Source organism: Streptomyces sp. NPDC087901 (genome assembly GCF_044742205.1).
In the GTDB taxonomy this organism is placed as follows: Bacteria; Actinomycetota; Actinomycetes; order Streptomycetales; family Streptomycetaceae; genus Streptomyces.
This window is the reverse complement of record NZ_JBIUUC010000008.1, coordinates 317,162-334,891: the sequence shown is the minus strand read 5'-3', so window position 1 is coordinate 334,891 and position 17,730 is coordinate 317,162. Positions and strand designations below refer to the sequence as shown.

14 protein-coding genes are annotated in these 17,730 nt (G+C 71.4%); 10 read left to right on the top strand and 4 right to left on the bottom strand.

The features are described 5' to 3' along the window. Positions 1–2,127 (top strand): PD-(D/E)XK nuclease family protein (locus ACIOEW_RS25340; RefSeq protein WP_401966129.1); only part of this gene is annotated, 2,127 nt, incomplete at its 5' end. Between the two features lie 16 nt (positions 2,128–2,143). On the opposite strand, the gene ACIOEW_RS25335 is transcribed toward ACIOEW_RS25340, so the two are convergent. Beyond that, the gene (locus tag ACIOEW_RS25335) at positions 2,144–3,082 is read right to left on the bottom strand and encodes an SAM-dependent methyltransferase (RefSeq protein ID WP_401966126.1); all 939 of its coding nucleotides are present in this window, start codon (positions 3,080–3,082) and stop codon (positions 2,144–2,146) included. Positions 3,083–3,384: 302 nt separating this feature from the next. On the opposite strand from ACIOEW_RS25335, the gene ACIOEW_RS25330 reads away from it, so the two are divergent. Genes ACIOEW_RS25330 through nudC form a run of 3 tightly spaced genes read left to right on the top strand, consistent with a single transcriptional unit; the run spans position 3,385 to position 9,249 of the window. Continuing rightward, positions 3,385–6,855: a UvrD-helicase domain-containing protein gene (locus ACIOEW_RS25330; protein ID WP_401966124.1), complete on the top strand. Its 3,471-nt coding sequence runs from the start codon at positions 3,385–3,387 to the stop codon at positions 6,853–6,855. A gap of 10 nt (positions 6,856–6,865) precedes the next feature. Further along, positions 6,866–8,260 (top strand): dipeptidase, encoded by a 1,395-nt coding sequence (locus ACIOEW_RS25325; RefSeq protein WP_401966121.1) that lies wholly within the window; start codon positions 6,866–6,868, stop codon positions 8,258–8,260. A gap of 44 nt (positions 8,261–8,304) precedes the next feature. Next, positions 8,305–9,249 carry an NAD(+) diphosphatase gene (nudC, locus tag ACIOEW_RS25320; protein ID WP_362545439.1) on the top strand — a complete coding sequence of 315 codons (945 nt, stop codon included), beginning with the start codon at positions 8,305–8,307 and terminating at the stop codon, positions 9,247–9,249. Between the two features lie 152 nt (positions 9,250–9,401). Here nudC and ACIOEW_RS25315 read toward each other — a convergent pair whose 3' ends face one another. Beyond that, positions 9,402–9,644 carry a mycoredoxin gene (locus ACIOEW_RS25315; protein ID WP_362545436.1) on the bottom strand — a complete coding sequence of 81 codons (243 nt, stop codon included), beginning with the start codon at positions 9,642–9,644 and terminating at the stop codon, positions 9,402–9,404. 382 nt (positions 9,645–10,026) lie between these two features. On the opposite strand from ACIOEW_RS25315, the gene ACIOEW_RS25310 reads away from it, so the two are divergent. The 5 genes from ACIOEW_RS25310 (at position 10,027) to ACIOEW_RS25290 (ending at position 14,114) form a co-directional block, all read left to right on the top strand. After that, positions 10,027–12,216 (top strand): ATP-dependent DNA helicase UvrD2, encoded by a 2,190-nt coding sequence (locus ACIOEW_RS25310; RefSeq protein ID WP_401966118.1) that lies wholly within the window; start codon positions 10,027–10,029, stop codon positions 12,214–12,216. 166 nt (positions 12,217–12,382) lie between these two features. Continuing rightward, the gene (locus tag ACIOEW_RS25305) at positions 12,383–12,718 is read left to right on the top strand and encodes a hypothetical protein (RefSeq protein ID WP_362545430.1); all 336 of its coding nucleotides are present in this window, start codon (positions 12,383–12,385) and stop codon (positions 12,716–12,718) included. A gap of 173 nt (positions 12,719–12,891) precedes the next feature. Continuing rightward, a complete protein-coding gene (locus ACIOEW_RS25300) occupies positions 12,892–13,260 on the top strand; it encodes a WhiB family transcriptional regulator (RefSeq protein WP_326738612.1) in 369 nt (122 codons plus the stop codon). A 32-nt stretch (positions 13,261–13,292) separates the two neighbouring features. Next, positions 13,293–13,616, top strand: a complete 324-nt coding sequence (locus ACIOEW_RS25295) for a hypothetical protein (protein WP_148022160.1) — start codon at positions 13,293–13,295, stop codon at positions 13,614–13,616. Positions 13,617–13,910: 294 nt separating this feature from the next. Next, a complete protein-coding gene (locus ACIOEW_RS25290; protein WP_362545427.1) occupies positions 13,911–14,114 on the top strand; it encodes a hypothetical protein in 204 nt (67 codons plus the stop codon). Positions 14,115–14,217: 103 nt separating this feature from the next. Here the strand turns inward: ACIOEW_RS25290 and ACIOEW_RS25285 are convergent, their stop codons facing one another. After that, entirely contained in the window at positions 14,218–15,702 is a 1,485-nt protein-coding gene (locus tag ACIOEW_RS25285) for an ABC1 kinase family protein (protein WP_401966115.1), read from the bottom strand. Between the two features lie 41 nt (positions 15,703–15,743). After that, positions 15,744–16,889, bottom strand: coding sequence for a ThiF family adenylyltransferase (locus ACIOEW_RS25280; protein WP_362545421.1), 1,146 nt, complete (start codon positions 16,887–16,889; stop codon positions 15,744–15,746). Positions 16,890–17,076: 187 nt separating this feature from the next. Here ACIOEW_RS25280 and ACIOEW_RS25275 point away from each other — a divergent pair, with 187 nt between their 5' ends. Next, entirely contained in the window at positions 17,077–17,700 is a 624-nt protein-coding gene (locus ACIOEW_RS25275) for a M48 family metallopeptidase (RefSeq protein ID WP_362545418.1), read from the top strand. Positions 17,701–17,730: the final 30 nt, after the last annotated feature.

The following is a 17,730-nucleotide window of genomic DNA, read 5'->3' as shown; positions in this document are numbered from 1 at the left end:
TCCGAGTCCGAGTCCGAGTCCGAGTCCGAGTCCGAGTCCGAGTCCGAGTCCGAGTCCGAGTCCGAGTCCGAGTCCGAGTCCGAGTCCGAGTCCGAGGTGGACGCGGCCCCGGGCCCGGTCCCGGGCCCGGGAAGGGGAGCAGCCGGGGACGAGGTGGAACCCGGGGCCGAAGGGGAATCGGGGGACGAGGTGGAACCCGGGGACGAAGGGGAATCCAGGGCCGAAGCGGAATCCGAGACCCGCGCCCCCGCGTCCTGGCTCGACACCGAGACGGCGCTCACCCTCCTCGCCTCCCCCCTGGGGTCCATGGACGCCGCCGACCTGCGCCGGCTCGGCCGGGCCCTGCGCGACGAGGAACGCGCTGCCGGCAACCGGGTGCCCGCGCCCTCCGGCGAGCTGCTCGCCCGCGCGCTCGCCGAGCCGGAGCGGCTCGTGGCACACGATCCGGCGTACGCCCGCGGCGCCCAGCGCCTCGGCGCGCTGCTGCGCACGGCGCGCGAGCTCCTCGAAGGCGGCGGTACCGCCGAGGAGGCACTGTGGGCACTGTGGTCCGGCACCCCATGGCCGGCCAGGCTGGAGCGGGCCGCGTTGCGCGGGGGCGCGGGCGGCCGCAACGCCGACCGCGACCTCGACGCCGTCTGCGCCCTCTTCGACACCGCGGCCCGTGCGGAGGAGCGCACCGGCGGCCGTGGCGCGCTCAACTTCCTGGAGGAGGTCGACGCCCAGGACATCGCCGCCGACACCCTCTCCCGGCGTTCCGTGCGGCCCGATGCCGTACGGCTGATGACCGCGCACCGCTCCAAGGGCCTGGAGTGGCGCATGGTCGTCGTCGCCGGAGTGCAGGAGGGTCTCTGGCCCGACCTGCGCCGCCGTGGCTCGCTGCTCGAAGCGGACCGGATCGGCCGGGACGGTCTCGCCGAACCCCTCACCCCCGGCGCACTCCTCGCCGAGGAGCGCCGGCTCTTCTACGTGGCGGCGACCCGCGCCCGCGAACGCCTCGTCGTCACGGCGGTCAAGGCCCCCGCCGACGACGGCGACCAGCCCTCCCGCTTCCTCACCGAGCTCGGCGTCGAATCCCGCGACGTCACCGGACGGCCACGCCGGCCCCTCGCCGTCGCGGCGCTCGTCGCCGAGCTGCGCGCCACCACCGTCGACCCCGATGCCTCCGACGCGCTGCGCGAGGAGGCCGCCCGCCGCCTCGCCCGGCTCGCGGCGCTCAGCGACGACGAGGGACAGCCGCTCGTACCCTCGGCCCATCCCTACCGGTGGTGGGGCCTGTACGAACCGACCCGCTCGGCCGTCCCGCTGCGCGACCGGGACCAGCCCGTCGCCCTCTCCGGCAGTGCGCTCGACCAGCTCGCCCACACCTGCGCGCTCCAGTGGTTCCTCGGGCGCGAGGTGAAGGCCGACGCCCCGGCGACCGCCGCCCAGGGCTTCGGCAACGTCGTCCACGTACTGGCCGACGAGGTGGCCTCCGGCCGGACGCCCGCCGATCTGACCGTCCTCATGGAGCGGCTCGACTCGGTCTGGGACGGGCTCGTCTTCGACGCGCCCTGGAAGTCGCAGCAGGAGAAGCAGCAGGCCCGGATCGCTCTGGAGCGCTTCCTGCGCTGGCACGTCATGGACCGCACGGGCCGCACCCCGGCCGCCAGCGAGCACGACTTCGACGTGACGCTGGAGGCGGGGGAGTACGAGGTGCGCATCCGGGGCTCCATGGACCGCGTCGAACGCGACGCCGACGGCCGCGCCTACGTCGTCGACTTCAAGACCGGCAAGCAGTCCCCGACGAAGGACGAGGTCGCCCGTCACCCCCAGCTGGCCGTGTACCAGCTGGCGGTCCGGGAAGGGGCGGTCGACGAGGTCTTCGACGGCACGCGCCCCGAGTCCGGGGGCGCCGAACTCGTACAGCTGCGCCAGCCCGCGCCCAAGAAGGAGGGCGGCGACGCCGTCCCCAAGGTGCAGGTCCAGCAGCCGCCCGACACCGAGTGGGTGTCCGATCTGCTGGCGACCGCCGCCGGCCGGGTCCTGGACGAACGGTTCACCCCCTCGACCGGCCAGCACTGCACCCACTGCACCTTCAGGGCTTCGTGCAGCGCCCAGCCGGAGGGGCGGCACGTCCTGGAGTGAACCGCTCCCGGGGCTGTCAGGGCTTGCGGGCCATCACTCCGTACACACTGACGTCCGCGTCGGTGACGTCGTTGATCCCCTGGTAACGGGTCCGGTCCAGCTCGTCCAGCCCCGCCACGAAGTCCGGATCCGGGTTCGCGGCCTCGGGTAGATCGACGACCTGCTCGGGCCGCCAGCGGTGCACCGGGACGACGCCGGGGTCCAGCATCTCCAGACCGTTGTCCGTGACGAAACGCTCCACCTGCGCGTGCGAGCGCCGGACCATGGCGAAACCGCGCTCCTTGAACGCCTTCGTCACCTGGCCGACCTGCTCGGGGTTGAGGTCGGAACTGACGTTGCTCAGTACGAGGTAACTGCCGGGCGCCAGTGCGCCGAGGAGCTGCTCGACGATCGGGTAGGCCTCGCCGTCCTCTATGAAGTGGAGGACGGCGGCGAGGACGAGGGCGACGGGGCGGTCGAGGTCGAGGGTGCGGCGGGCGGCTTCGAGGATAATGGCGGGGTCGCGGAGGTCCGCCTCGACGTAGTCGGTGCGGCCTTCGGGCCCGCTGGTGAGCAGGGCCTGCGCGTGCACGAGGACGACAGGGTCGTTGTCGACGTACACCACGCGTGAGTCGGGGGCGATCGTCTGGGCGATCTGGTGCACGTTCTGCTGGGTCGGCAGCCCGGTCCCGACATCCAGGAACTGCCGGATGCCGTCCTTCGCGGCCAGCGTGACCGCCCGCCGCATGAAGTCCCGGTTGTGCCGCACGGTGAGGTACCCGCGCGGATTGGCGGCCAGGGCCATGGCCGCGGCCTCGCGGTCGGCCGGGTAGTTGTCCTTGCCGCCGAGGAAGACGTCGTAGACCCGTGCCGGGTGCGCCTTCGTGGTGTCGATGCGCTTCCTGAGCTCTTCAGTGGCATCCAGGGCGGCCGCGACCGCGGTGGCGGATTCAGGGGTGGGTGCGTCGGCGCTCATGTGACCGTCCTCATAAGGATGTTGAAGCGTTCATAGATGCTCGATGCGATCAGCGGTGCTCGATGACGGTCATCGGTGATCGGAAGTGAGTCGGTGGTGATCGGCGGTGGTCAGCCTCAACCTAGACCGGTCATGGAGGCGTGGGAGGCACTTCCCGGACTCCTCGGGGTGCGCCGAGCCCGGGCGTCGCGCCGCCACGTACCGGACGGCCTTCCGGGACGATCACCCGGCGTGGGGCGCAGGGGACGGGTCGCTCCTCACGGCTTCGTGGGTTGTCGGTCCCTCCGGTTAGCCTCTGTGGAGTGTCCTCACGTATCACCGATCCCGAGCAGCTCAAGGAGCTTCTCGGGATCCCCTTCACCCCGGAGCAGACGGCGTGCATCATCGCGCCGCCCGCTCCGCAGGTGATCGTCGCCGGAGCCGGGTCGGGGAAGACCACGGTGATGGCGGCCCGTGTCGTGTGGCTGGTCGGGACCGGTCAGGTAGCCCCGGAGCAGGTCCTCGGGCTCACCTTCACCAACAAGGCGGCCGGCGAGCTCGCCGAGCGCGTCCGCAAGGCCCTGATCGCCGCCGGGGTCACCGACCCGGACGTCATCGACCCGGACAACCCCCCGGGCGAACCCGGCATCTCCACGTACCACGCCTTCGCCGGACGGCTCCTCACCGAGCACGGGCTGCGGATAGGGCTCGAACCCACCACCCGCCTCCTCGCCGACGCCACCCGCTACCAGCTCGCCGCCCGCGTGCTGCGCGAGGCGCCCGGCCCCTACCCGGCCCTGACCAGGTCGTTCCCCACCCTGGTCAGCGATCTGCTCGCCCTCGACGCCGAGCTCGCCGAACACCTCGTACGTCCCGAACAGCTCACGGAGTACGACACCGAGCTGCTCCGCACCCTGGAGACCGCCAAACTCAGCAACGCGGAACTGCGCAAGATCCCCGAGACCGCCGAGGCTCGCCGCGAGCTGCTCTCACTGACCCGGCGCTACCGGGAGGCGAAGCGCAGCCGCGACCTCCTCGACTTCGGTGACCAGATCGCCCTCTCCGCCCAGCTCGCCCTCACCCGTCCCGAGGTCGGAGCGATCCTGCGCGAGGAGTACCGGGTCGTCCTGCTCGACGAGTACCAGGACACCTCCGTCGCCCAGCGCCTCCTGCTCTCCGCCCTCTTCGGCAGCGGACCCGACGGCACCGCGTCCGGACACGCAGTCACCGCGGTCGGAGACCCCTGCCAGGCCATCTACGGCTGGCGCGGCGCCTCCGTCGCCAACCTCGACGACTTCCCGAGCCACTTCCCGCACGCCGACGGCACCCCGGCCGCCCGCTACTCCCTCAGCGAGAACCGCCGCAGCGGCGGCCGCCTCCTCCACCTCGCCAACGGACTCGCCGCCCCCCTGCGCGCCATGCACGAGGGCGTCGAGGCCCTGCGCCCCGCACCGGGCGCCGAGCGCGACGGCCTCGTCCGCTGCGCCCTGCTGCGCACCCACGCCGAGGAGATCGACTGGCTCGCCGACTCGATCGCCCATCTCGTGCGCACCGGCAAGGCCCCCGGCGAGATCGCCGTCCTGTGCCGCACCGCCGGCGACTTCCCCGAGATCCAGGCCGCGCTCGTCGCCCGGGACATCCCGGTCGAGGTCGTCGGCCTCTCCGGGCTGCTCCACCTCCCCGAGGTCGCCGACCTCGTCGCCGTCTGCGAGGTCCTCCAGGACCCGGGGGCCAACGCCTCCCTGGTCCGGCTGCTCACCGGCCCCCGCTGGCGGATCGGCCCCCGCGACCTGGCCCTGCTCGGCCGCCGCGCCCGCCTCCTCGTCCACCGCGCCTCGCACGGCGACGACGAGGACTTCGACCCCGACCGCCGGCTCGCCGAAGCCGTCGAGGGCGTCGACCCGGCCGAGGTGACGTCCCTGGCCGACGCCCTGGACACCTTCCTCGACTCCGGTGGCGAGCAGGACGACCGCCTGCCCTTCTCCGCCGAGGCCCGGATCCGCTTCGCCCGCCTCGCCGCCGAGCTGCGCGACCTGCGCCGCTCGCTCGCCGACCCGTTGATGGACGTACTCCACCGGGTCCTCGCCGCCACCGGCCTGGAGGTCGAACTCTCCGCCTCGCCGCAGGCCCTGGCCGCCCGTCGCCGCGAGACCCTCGCCAACTTCCTCGACGTCGCCGCCCGGTTCGCCGCCGTCGACGGGGAGGCGACGCTGCTCGCCTTCCTCGGCTTCCTGCGCACCGCCGCCCAGTACGAGAAGGGCCTGGACAACGCGCTGCCCGGTGGTGAGAACACCGTAAAGGTGCTCACCGCCCACAAGTCCAAGGGCCTCGAATGGGACGTCGTCGCCGTGCCCGGCCTGGTCACCGGCCAGTTCCCCAGCGGTCAGTCCCGTGACGCCTGGACCTCCCAGTCCCAGGTCCTCCCGCACGCCCTGCGCGGCGACACCGCCACGCTGCCCGTCGTCCACTCCTTCGACGCCAAGGGCCTCAAGGGCTTCAAGGAGGAGATGAAGGAGCACCAGCACACCGAGGAGCTCCGCCTCGGCTACGTCACCTTCACCCGGCCCCGCACCCTGCTGCTCGGCTCCGGCCACTGGTGGGGCCCGAGCCAGAAGAAGCCGCGCGGCCCGTCCGCCTTCCTGGACGCGTTGTACGAGCACTGCGCGGCCGGGCACGGCGAGATCGAGGCCTGGGCGGACGAGCCGGCCGAGGACGAGGAGAACCCGGCCCTGGGGGAGGCCACGGCCGACCACGCCTGGCCGCTGCCGCTGGACGACACCGCGCTGGCCCGCCGCCGGGCCGCCGCGGACACGGTGATGGCCCACCTGGAGGCGCTGGCCACAGCGGGCCCGGTGCCCGATGTGTACGCGGCGACGGAGCCCCCGGCCCCGTCGGACGACACCTGCTTCGGCGACGAGCCGTTCGCGGACGACGAGCCGTTCCCCGAGGACGACCCCTTCCTGGACGACGACCCGTTCCTGGACGAGGCTCCCGTCCCCGATGAGGTACCCGTCCCCGACGACGGCCCGCCCAGGGGCCCGCTCGCCCCGCACGTCCCGGCCGCCCGCACCCCCGAGCGGGTCCCCTCGCGCCTCACCCCCGAGGAGTCCCGCACCCTCGCGTCCTGGGACCGTGACCTCGACGCCCTCGCCGGGGAGCTGCGTCGCGCCCGCGCCACCGTGCGCGACGTCCTCGTACCCGCCTCGCTCTCCGCCACCCAGCTGCTGCGCCTCGCCGACGACCCGGACGGCTTCGCCCAGGAACTGGCCCGCCCCATGCCCCGCCCCCCGCAGCCCGCCGCCCGCCGCGGCACCCGCTTCCACGCCTGGGTCGAGTCCCGCTTCGAGGAGCTGCCGCTGCCCATGCTCGGCCCCGACGAGCTGCCCGGCGGTGACGAGAGCGACACGGACATCGCCGACGAGCGCGATCTCGCCGAGCTCAAGGAGGCCTTCGAGCGAACCCCGTACGCCCGCCGGACCCCGTACCGCGTCGAGACGCCCTTCCAGATCACGCTGGCCGGCCGGGTGATCCGCGGCCGCATCGACGCGGTGTACCGCACGGGGAACACGTACGAGATCGTCGACTGGAAGACCAGCCGCACGAACACCGCCGACCCCCTCCAGCTCGCCGTCTACCGGCTGGCCTGGGCCGAACTGCACGGGCTGCCGCTCACCGACGTCACGGCCACCTTCCTCTTCGTACGAAGCGGCGAGAGCGTCCGTCCCGCCCGCCTTCCCGGCCGCCCGGAACTGGAGCGCATCCTCCTGGACGAGCCACCTCCCGCGGGCGGATAAGCTGAAGGTCATGAGCGACACCCCGGACAGCGCCGTCCGTACGTACACCGAGCAGCACCGCGAAGCCTTCCTCGACGACCTCGCGGAGTGGCTGCGCATCCCGTCCGTATCCGCGCAGCCGGAGCACGACGGGGACGTACGGCGCAGTGCCGCATGGCTGTCCGCCAAGCTGAAGGAGACCGGCTTCCCGGTCACCGAGATCTGGGAGACGGACGGCGCGCCCGCCGTCTTCGCCGAGTGGCCCTCCGACGATCCGGACGCTCCCACGGTCCTTGTGTACGGGCACCACGACGTGCAGCCCGCCGCCCGCGAGGACGGCTGGGACACCGACCCGTTCGAACCGGTGATCCGCGACGGCAGGATGTACGGGCGCGGCGCGGCCGACGACAAGGGGCAGGTGTTCTTCCACACCCTCGGCGTCCGGGCCCACCTCGCCACCACCGGCCGCACCAGCCCCGCCGTCCACCTCAAGCTCCTGGTCGAGGGCGAGGAGGAGTCGGGCTCTCCGCACTTCCGCGCCCTGGTGGAGCAGCGGGCCGGCCGCCTCACGTCCGATGCCGTGATCGTCTCCGACACCGGCATGTGGGACGAGAAGACCCCGACCGTCTGCACAGGCATGCGTGGGCTCGCCGAGTGCGAGATCGAGCTGCACGGGCCGGAGCAGGACATCCACTCGGGTTCGTTCGGCGGCGCCGTCCCCAACCCCGCGACGGAGATCGCCCGCCTCGTCGCTGCGCTCCACGACTCCGACGGCCGGGTCGCCGTCCCCGGTTTCTACGACGGCGTGGCCGAACTCACGGAAACCGAGCGCGCCCTCTTCGCCGAGCTGCCGTTCGACGAGGCCACCTGGCTGCGCACCGCCAGGTCCGGGGCCGCATCCGGCGAGGCCGGCTACTCCACACTGGAACGGATCTGGGCCCGGCCCACCGCCGAGGTCAACGGCATCGGCGGCGGCTACCAGGGCGCCGGCAGCAAGACGATCATCCCGTCGTCCGCCCGGGTCAAGATCAGTTTCCGCCTGGTCGCGGGCCAGGACCCGGACGACGTCCAAAAGGCCGTTCAGGCCTGGGCCGAGGACCGCATCCCGGCCGGCATCCGCCACCGGATCACCTTCCTCCCGGCCACCCGCCCCTGCCTCACGCCCCTGGACCACCCCGCGCTGCAGGCCGTGGCCCGCGCAATGGGACGGGCCTTCGGCCAGAAGATCCTCTTCACCCGCGAAGGAGGCTCGGGACCCGCCGCCGATCTGCAGGACGTGCTCGGCGCCCCCGTCCTCTTCCTGGGCATCTCCGTACCGTCCGACGGCTGGCACGCCCCCAACGAGAAGGTCGAACTCGACCTGCTGCTCAAGGGCGTGGAGACCACCGCCCACCTCTGGGGCGAACTGGCAGCCGCACTCCGCTGAATCCTCTGAACACCCGATCCATCCCGGGGGAGTAGGAAGCACCTGTGAGCACCTTCGACAACGCCATCACGGACCGTCCCATCGGTCTGACCGCGCCGAGCGGTATCGACCGCGCGGCGCACCATCGCCTCGACGAGGCATGGCTGTCCGCCGCGTGGAGCCACCCGACGACCCGGGTCTTCGTCGTCTCCGGCGGCCAGGTGCTGATCGACGACACCGCCGACGGCACCGAACTCGTGATGACCCCCGCCTTCGAGGCGCCGGTCACCGAGACCCACCGCTACTTCCTCGGTACCGATGACGACGGGGTCAGCTACTTCGCCCTCCAGAAGGACTCGCTGCCTGGCCGCATGGACCAGTCGGCGCGCCCGGCGGGCCTGCGCGAAGCGGGCCTGCTCCTCGGCGCCCGCGACGCCGGTCTGATGGTGCACGCGGTGGCACTGGAGAACTGGCAGCGGCTGCACCGCTTCTGTTCGCGCTGCGGCGAACGCACGGTCATCGCGGCGGCCGGTCACATCCGTCGCTGCCAGGCCTGCGGCGCCGAGCACTACCCGCGCACCGACCCGGCGGTCATCATGCTCGTCACCGACGACCAGGACCGCGCACTGCTGGGCCGCCAGGTCCACTGGCCCGAAGGCCGGTTCTCCACACTGGCCGGTTTTGTCGAGCCGGGCGAGTCGATCGAGCAGTCCGTGGCCCGCGAGGTGTTCGAGGAAGCGGGCATCACGGTCGGCGAGGTCGAGTACATCGCCAGTCAGCCGTGGCCGTTCCCCTCCAGCCTGATGCTCGGCTTCATGGCACGGGCCACGACGTTCGAGATCAACGTCGACGGCGAGGAGATCGAGGAGGCCCGCTGGTTCTCCCGAGAGGAGCTGACGGCCGCTTTCGAATCGGGCGAGATCCTGCCGCCGTTCGGCATCTCGATCGCGGCCCGACTGATCGAGATCTGGTACGGGAAGCCGCTCCCGAAGCCGGTCAGGGTGAGCTGAACCCGGCGGGGCCTGTGCGGGGTATGCGCCCTTGCCGGGCCGCCCGCTGCCGCACCTGCCCGGCCTGACGGTGTGGAACACGAAACCGCCCGCTTCTTCCCGTCGGTATGCGCGGGAAGAAGCGGGCGGAGGCAGCCGAGCGGCAGCAGTGGTCAGGCGCCGACCTTCTGCTTCACCTGGGCCAGCGAAGGGTTCGTCAGGGTCGAGCCGTCCGCGAAGAGAACGGTCGGGACCGTCTGGTTCCCGCCATTCGCCTTCTCGACGAAGGCCGCCGAATCCGGGTCCTGCTCGATGTTGATCTCGGTGTACGCGATGCCCTCGCGGTCCATCTGGCCCTTGAGCCGACGGCAGTAGCCGCACCACGTGGTGCTGTACATCGTCACAGTGCCCGGCATGTCTTCGCGCTCCTCTGTCTCATCGGTCACGGCAATCCCGTCACGCCCCGCAGCAGTCTCTTCCGTCACACTCCTCCGTCACACGTCTCAGTCACACTTCTCAGTCACACCGAGGTCTCACGGAAGAGCCGGGCGTGCGTTGCCGCACGGAAGGGGAACGTACGTGAGCCGGTCACCATTCCCGGGACCGCCCCCGTATCGGCCGGGACCGCCCCTCCCGTATCGGCCGGAACCGCCCCCTCCCATAACGGCCGGGGCTACCCCCGTGTCGGCCGGAGCCCCGTCCGTATCGGCCGGAGCCACCTCCGTATTAGTACGACAGACGTGGCTCCCCTGTGGACAACTTCCGCGGCCGCCCCTTTCGACCTGGCAGCATGGCGGGGTGACATCAGCAACGCATTCCACCCTCTTCCCTCAGGTCCCCGACTCCGCCGACGCCGTCCTCGACGGGCTCGACCCCGAGCAGCGCGAGGTCGCTGTGGCCCTGCAGGGCCCGGTCTGCGTGCTGGCCGGAGCCGGTACGGGCAAGACGCGGGCCATCACGCACCGCATCGCCTACGGGGTGCGCGCGGGAATACTCCAGCCGTCGAGTGTGCTTGCCGTCACGTTCACCAACCGTGCCGCCGGCGAGATGCGCGGGCGTCTGCGCGAGCTCGGCGCGGGCGGGGTGCAGGCGAGGACATTTCACTCCGCGGCGTTGCGTCAGCTCCAGTACTTCTGGCCGAAAGCAGTCGGTGGCGATCTGCCCCGGCTGCTGGAGCGCAAGGTCCAGCTGGTCGCCGAGGCGGCGGCCCGTTGCCACATCCGGCTCGACCGCAACGAGCTGCGCGATGTCACGAGCGAGATCGAGTGGGCCAAGGTCACCCAGACCGTGCCCGCCGACTATCCGGCCGTGGTCGCCAAGTCCCAGCGGGACGCCCCGCGCGATCCCGCCGAGATCTCCCAGGTCTACGCGATGTACGAGCAGCTGAAGCGCGACCGCACGGTGATCGATTTCGAGGACGTGCTGCTCCTCACCGTCGGCATCCTCCAGGACCGTCACGACATCGCCGACCACGTGCGTCGTCAGTACCAGCACTTCGTCGTCGACGAGTACCAGGACGTCAGCCCGCTCCAGCAGCGCCTGCTCGACCTCTGGCTCGGCGACCGGGACAACCTCTGTGTCGTCGGCGACGCCAGCCAGACGATCTACTCCTTCACCGGAGCCACCCCCGACCATCTGCTCAACTTCCGCACCCGCCACCCCGGGGCCACCGTGGTCAAACTCGTCAGGGACTACCGCTCCACGCCCCAGGTCGTCCATCTGGCAAACGGACTGCTCGCCCAGGCGCGCGGCCGGGCCGCCGAGCACCGACTCGAACTGGTCTCGCAGCGCGAGTCCGGCCCCGAACCCGCCTATCTGGCGTACGCGGACGAGCCCGCCGAGGCCGAGGGCACCGCCCGTCGCATCCGGGATCTGATCGCCGCCGGAGTCCCGGCCGGTGAGATCGCCGTGCTCTACCGGGTCAACTCCCAGTCAGAGGTCTACGAGCAGGCCCTCGCGGACGCGGGTGTGCCCTACCAGCTCAGGGGTGCTGAGCGGTTCTTCGAACGTGCGGAGGTACGGGAAGCGGGCGTCGCCCTGCGCGGCGCAGCCAGGGCGGGGGGCAACGACTCCCTGCTCGACGACGCGGAGGGGCTGCCCTCCGAGGTGCGGGCGGTGCTCTCCACCAAGGGCTGGACCAGTGAGCCGCCCACCGGATCAGGAGCGGTGCGCGACCGCTGGGAGTCCCTCGCAGCCCTCGTCAGGCTGGCCGAGGACTTCGAACAGGCCAGGCCGGGCGCGACCCTCTCCGACCTGGTCGCCGAGCTGGACGAACGGGCGGCCGCCCAGCACGCCCCCACGGTCCAGGGCGTCACGCTGGCCTCGCTGCACTCGGCGAAGGGCCTGGAGTGGGACGCCGTGTTCCTGGTCGGGCTGACCGAGGGCATGATGCCGATCACCTACGCCAAGACGGACGAGCAGGTCGAGGAGGAGCGCCGGCTGCTCTACGTCGGTGTCACCCGGGCCCGCTTCCATCTCTCCCTGTCGTGGTCGCTCGCGCGCTCACCCGGTGGCCGGGCGGGCCGCCGCCCGAGCCATTTCCTGAACGGGCTGCGCCCCGGCTCGGGGGCGCTCGGCGGCCGGGCGACGGCAGGCGGCAGCGGCGGGATCGAGCGCCCGGCCGCGGCGCGGCGCAAGCGGCGAGGGCCCGCGCTGTGCCGGGTCTGCGGCAAGACCCTGACCGACGCCGGCGAGATGAAGCTGATGCGCTGTGACGACTGCCCGTCCGACATGGACGAGGCGCTGTACGAGCGTCTGCGCGACTGGCGCGCGGCGCGGGCGCAGGAGATCGGCCAGCCCGCCTACTGCGTGTTCACCGACAAGACGCTGATGGCCATCGCGGAGGCGGTGCCCGGCGCCGAGGGCGAACTGGCCGGGATCCCCGGGGTCGGCGCGCGGAAGCTGGGCCGGTTCGGAGCCGCCGTCCTGGACATCTGTGCAGGTGGGGACGGGGTTGAGGGGCCTGGGGCGGCCGACGAGGAGATGTGAGAAAAACTCGTCGAAAAAATAGTTTGCGCCTGCCCCAGTCATCACCATAGGTTCTTAACCACGGGAACAGCGACTTCTCTGAAGCCCTGACCCTGTGCTGTACTTATTCCGAATACGCAGGACCGGCCCAGCCGGTCCCCCGAGACGCCGAGAGGAGGCGATTGAAGTGATCAGCATCATCGAGACCAACAAAATGACCGATCTCTCGGTCGTCTCCGCCTGCTCGCTCGGCCTCGCCTGCTCTTCGGCTTCCTCGCTGCGTGGCACCGGTATGTCCGGCATTTCAGCCGTCAGCCCGCTGCCCCTGGCAAGCCTTCCCGTGCGGGAGCGCAATGAGCGACCGACCCAGGCACCGGCAGCAGCAGTAGCGAAGGGACAGGCCCAGGCCTATGCCTTTGCGGCCGTCGGTGCGGGAGCGGAATCCGGAGCCAACAAGCAGACGACGCACCACCACACGATGTGGGCCTTCCGTGGGCCTGAACCCTGGAGTGATCCAGCCTGATCGACGATCAGGCCGGCGCCTTCAGGGCCGCGGAACCCCACTCGGGATCCGCGGCCCTTTTGTTTTGTCCGAACGGACGAGACAGCACGAAGGAGCCTCGGGACAAGCAAGACCTGGTACCAGCCGCCCCCCGGCCAACAGGCCGGAAACGACCAGACGAGGACACCACCACCGTGCAACTCGAAGCGCACGCCCCGTCCGTACCGCCTTCCGAAACGATCTCCCCGCCCGGCCTCACGGAGGACTCCACCTTGATCCCCCTCACCGCGCTCACCGCGCTCGACGACGCCATCGAGAACCTCGGCGTGCCCGTCCCCTGCCGTTCCTACGACCCCGAGGTCTTCTTCGCCGAGTCGCCGGCCGACGTCGAGTACGCCAAGTCCCTCTGCCGCACCTGTCCGCTCGTCGAGGCCTGCCTGGCCGGTGCCAAAGAGCGCCGCGAGCCGTGGGGTGTCTGGGGTGGCGAGCTCTTCATCCAGGGTGTCGTCGTCGCTCGCAAGCGGCCCCGTGGCCGTCCGCGCAAGAACCCGGTCGCGGCGTGACCGCCGACCTGGGGGTCACGGCCCCCAAGCCCATGAAACGCATCGGAACCATCGACCGTCCCCTGACCCACGACCCCCGAAACCAGGCACCAATGACCATCCCCACGAGGGAGCCCGTCGGCTCCGCGACACCGGACGTCACCATCATCGGCGCGAACGACTCGCGTCAGAACAGGACCCGTGAGATGCAACTCATCCCAGAAGCCCTGGCTCGTGCGCATATGCACGACCGCCTGCGGGAATCCGCCGCGGAACGTCAGGCCGTGCGCCTGATCACCGCGCGGCGGATGCAGCGCCGGGCCGAGCGCGCCTCGATGCGCGCCCGTCGTGCGCTGGCCATGGCGGTCATGCACTGAACCGAGCAGGGCCGAATGCCGGCTCTGTCCGCCGAGGGGCAGCCGCTCTCTGCTCCCTGGCAAGCAGTACCCACACCATCAGTACCCCTACCGCGGGGCCGGTCCACTCGGACCGGCCCCGCGGTCGTGCCCGTGTGTCGCCCGTGTCGCGCCCGCGCTCGTGCTCGTGTCGCGCCCGTGGTCCTGGCCGCGGTCGGGCGGCGGGTACGACCGCATGACGGGCCGGTGTCGCGGTGTCGCGGTGTCGCGGTGCCGCGCCGCGCCGGAATGCGGCGGCGGAGTTATCGTCACGAGGTGGACGAGCAGACTCATGGCCCCGGAGCGGGTGGCACCGAGGACGTCGTATGCGCCCTGTGCGGCACACGCGCCGGGAGCGAGAACGCACCGCCGACCTGGCTCTGTTCCGTGGAGAACGGCAGCCGCCGCTACTATTGCGACGACTGCGCGCGCACCCACATCAGGGCCATCGAGGGCCGCCTCGACTCCGCCTGGTGGTGACCGCCGGTGGCGACAGGCAGGGCTACCGACTGTCGCCCCAGGCCGGGCCACCCGCTGTCGTCCCAGGCCGGGCCGCCGACTGGCGTACCAGACCGGGGACCCGTTACTTGGCCTCCGCGACGGCTGCGGCCCCCGCCGTGGGTTCCTCCGCCGCCTCGAACTCGTTCGGATCCTCCGCGACCCAGTCTTCCTCGGCCCGCCCCTCTGCGTCCTGAGGCAGGAACCCCGGGAGCCAGGACTCCAGTTCCTCGCGCAGCCGGACGGTGGCGCCGAGCTGGCACAGCACCCCGATCGTGCTCAGCGTCACCCGGTGTATCAGCAGGTAGGCGGGCGGCAGATTCAGCTGCTTGCCCAGCTGGTGCGCGGGGGAACGCGGGTCCGCTATGCGGGCGGCCTGATTGCGCATCCAGGTCCGGCTGAAGGTGAACTCGTCCACCTCGGCCGGTTCGATGATCGGGAGGAGGTAGCCGAGGACCGCGTCCGGCTCGAGGTCGATCGAGTCCTTGACGAACCCCTCCTCTCGCAGCAGCTCGTACACGGAGTCCGCATCTCCCTGGAGCGTCAGCCGCAAGGAGTCCCCGATGGTCCGGGGCAGCCCGCCCGGCAGCCGGTCCACGGTGCCGAAGTCCAGTACCCCCAGGCGCCACTGAGCCGGCCCGTCATCCCCGGCGTCCTCCTGATCACCCTCGCCGTCCTTCGCGAGGGACGAAGCCGCGGGCAGCAGCCGGAAATTGCCCGGGTGCGGGTCCGCGTGCAGCAGTCCGGTGCGCGCGGGGCCGGAGAACAGGAACCTGGCCAGCAGCTGCCCGGCTCTGTCCCGCTGCTCGGGGGTCCCGTCGGCGATGACATCGGCCAGCGGCACACCGTCGATCCACTCGGTGACCAGCACCTGATCGGACTGGTGGACCACGCCGGGGACCACGACATCGGGATCGTCAGCGAACTCCTCGGCGTGCGCCCGCTGCGACTGCGCTTCCAGTTCGTAGTCCAGTTCCTCCGATACCCGGTCGCGCAGCTCCGTGATGAGAGGCTTGATGTCCATGCCGGGGATCAGCGGGCCGAGCAGCCGGGCGAACCGGCTGAGCTGGGTGAGATCCGAGAGCAGCGCCTCACCGGCGCCCGGGTACTGCACCTTCACGGCGACGTCACGGCCGTCGTGCCACACCGCCCGGTGGACCTGCCCGATCGAGGCGGCGGCCGACGGCTTGTCCTCGAATTCCAGGAACAGCTCCCGCCAGCCCTCGCCGAGCCGTTCCGCCAGTACCGCGTGGACCGTGGCGCTCGGCAGAGGAGGGGCGGCTTCCTGAAGTTTCGTCAAGGCCGCGCGATAGGGACCTGCGACCTCCTCCGGCAGGGCGGACTCGAAGACCGACAGGGCCTGTCCGAGCTTCATGGCCCCACCCTTAAGCTCGCCCAGCACCTTGAAGAGCTGATCGGCGGTGCGCTGCTGGACTTCGCGGGCGACCAGCTCCGCGGACTTTCCGCCGATGCGCTTTCCCAGCCCCCACGTGGCACGGCCGGCGAACCCCAAAGGCAGCGCGGCCAGCTTGGCGGTTCGGGTGACCGCCTTCCGGGGAAGATCAGACATATGCCCCTCCAAATCCCAGACTGCCGCGCTGCGTGCGGCGGTTACCTGGCCATTGTGTCGTGCGCCGTGCCGACCTCGGAGGTGCGCACCCCTTCAGTCTGCCCACCCGCTCCACAGGAACAGTCGATGTGCGCCCCGATCTGCTCGGACCGCCAGTCCAACAGCGGCAGTGCGGCCTCCCAGCGGGCCCCGGTGCTGGCCGGCAGCTCGCCGTCGAGGAAGGCCAGCGCATGGGACGCCGCAAGCCCTGCCACCGCCGTCGCGAGTCCCAGGTCGCACGCCTGCACGGCAGTGCGCCGCCCGGACTGCCACTGAGCCAGCATCCGCGGCCACTGAGGGTCCCGGTCCCGCCGGTGCAGATCGAGGCAGCCCGCACAGGCCGTGCCTCCTGGCAGCACCAGCGGTCCCACGAACCCGGTTGCCTCGATGACCCCGGCATAGAGATGGGGTGTGCCCGACGCGATCCACGGCTCGGCGGTGCCCGCGTCGGGAACGTAGACGGACAGGCCGTCGCGAGGGGCGACGACGATCAGGGACAGGCCGGGCTCACCGCTCGCACATCCGGCCGCCGTCTGCACGGCCCGAGGCGCAGGACCGGGGGAGGAGCGGCGGACGAGCTGCCGCGCCGCCGAGTCCCGGCGCTCGCCGACCGCCGAGGCCGGCAGGCCGCCGGGCGAGACATCGCACGGTTCGGCGCATCCGCCGTCGAGGACTTCGACCCGGCCCACGCCGGCCCCGGAGAGCACCGCCGCGATCGCCGCACCGACCCGTCCCGCTCCCCGCACCTGGACGCGCATGGAACGGCGCGCTGCCAGCCGACGCACTCCTCCTCCCGGCTCGGGATGCACGACTGAGAGTGACGCCAGGTCGGGCCGGTGGCGCTCCAGCGTGTCTCCCCGGTTCCTCAACGCATCGGCCTCCGGACCGCCCGCCCGCACGTCGTCGATGAGTCCCGCATCCATCAACCGCACCACGAGCGTGTCCACTTGATGATCATTCAGGTCGAGGGCCCTGGCTTCTTCGCGCAGCAGGGACATCCCGCGCGTCCCGTCGAGGAGTTCCAGGAAACAGCCCGTCGCGATATCCATCGGGCCGACCTTGACGGCATGCGCGGGTGTCACGCCGAATTGCACGGTGCCGCTGCCCCGCCATGCGCGGCGCAGTGCGGGCTTCAACATCGGATGCAAGGCTTCCCCCCGGTCTGAGTGGCTGTGTGAGATCCATTGCCAGAATGGGGCGAGGCGCGGAGCGGTGCGAAAAGTTATCCACAGGCGGGGGTATTAGTCGTTCAAATGGTGCAAGCCATGGGGTGGATCATGTGTGAACCGTCCCGGAGGCGGGACTTCCCCCACTGACAGCGGGTAACGTCGTGGCGTGCCCGCCGACTCGTCACCCGGCTTCGCCGGGGAGACTTCCGCGCGCGGCGCCGGAACCCGCCGGCGCAGTGCGGCCGATCATCCGACCCGTGCCTCGGCGACGAGTGCGGTCGAGGTTCGCAGGAGCGCCCGCCGCAGCAGAACGGTCTCCGCCTACCGCGAGGGCGACCGCACGATCGTGCTGATTCCGGCCCGGATGTCCGAGGCGGAGGAGCAGCGCTGGGTGAGCGTGATGCTCGACAAGCTCGCCGCTCAGGAGAACAAGCGGATCCTCGGCGACAGCGAGCTCACCGAGCGGGCCGAGCGTCTGTCGGCCCAGTATTTCGAGGGCCGGGCCCGGCCCGTCTCCGTGCGGTGGGTGACCAACCAGAACACCCGTTGGGGGTCGTGCACCCCGGCCGAGGGCAGCATCCGGCTCTCGCACCGGCTGCAGGGCATGCCGGAGTACGTCGTCGACTATGTGCTGGTCCACGAGCTGGCCCACCTCCTGGTGCCCGGTCACGGACCGCGGTTCTGGCGGCTCCTCGACGCCTACCCCCGTACCGAGCGGGCCCGCGGCTATCTCGAAGGGGTGGTGGCGGCCGACCGGCTGCCCCACCTGCCCGCCGCGCGCGGCGAGTGACGTTCGCGATTTTGTACCGGGTCTGTACCG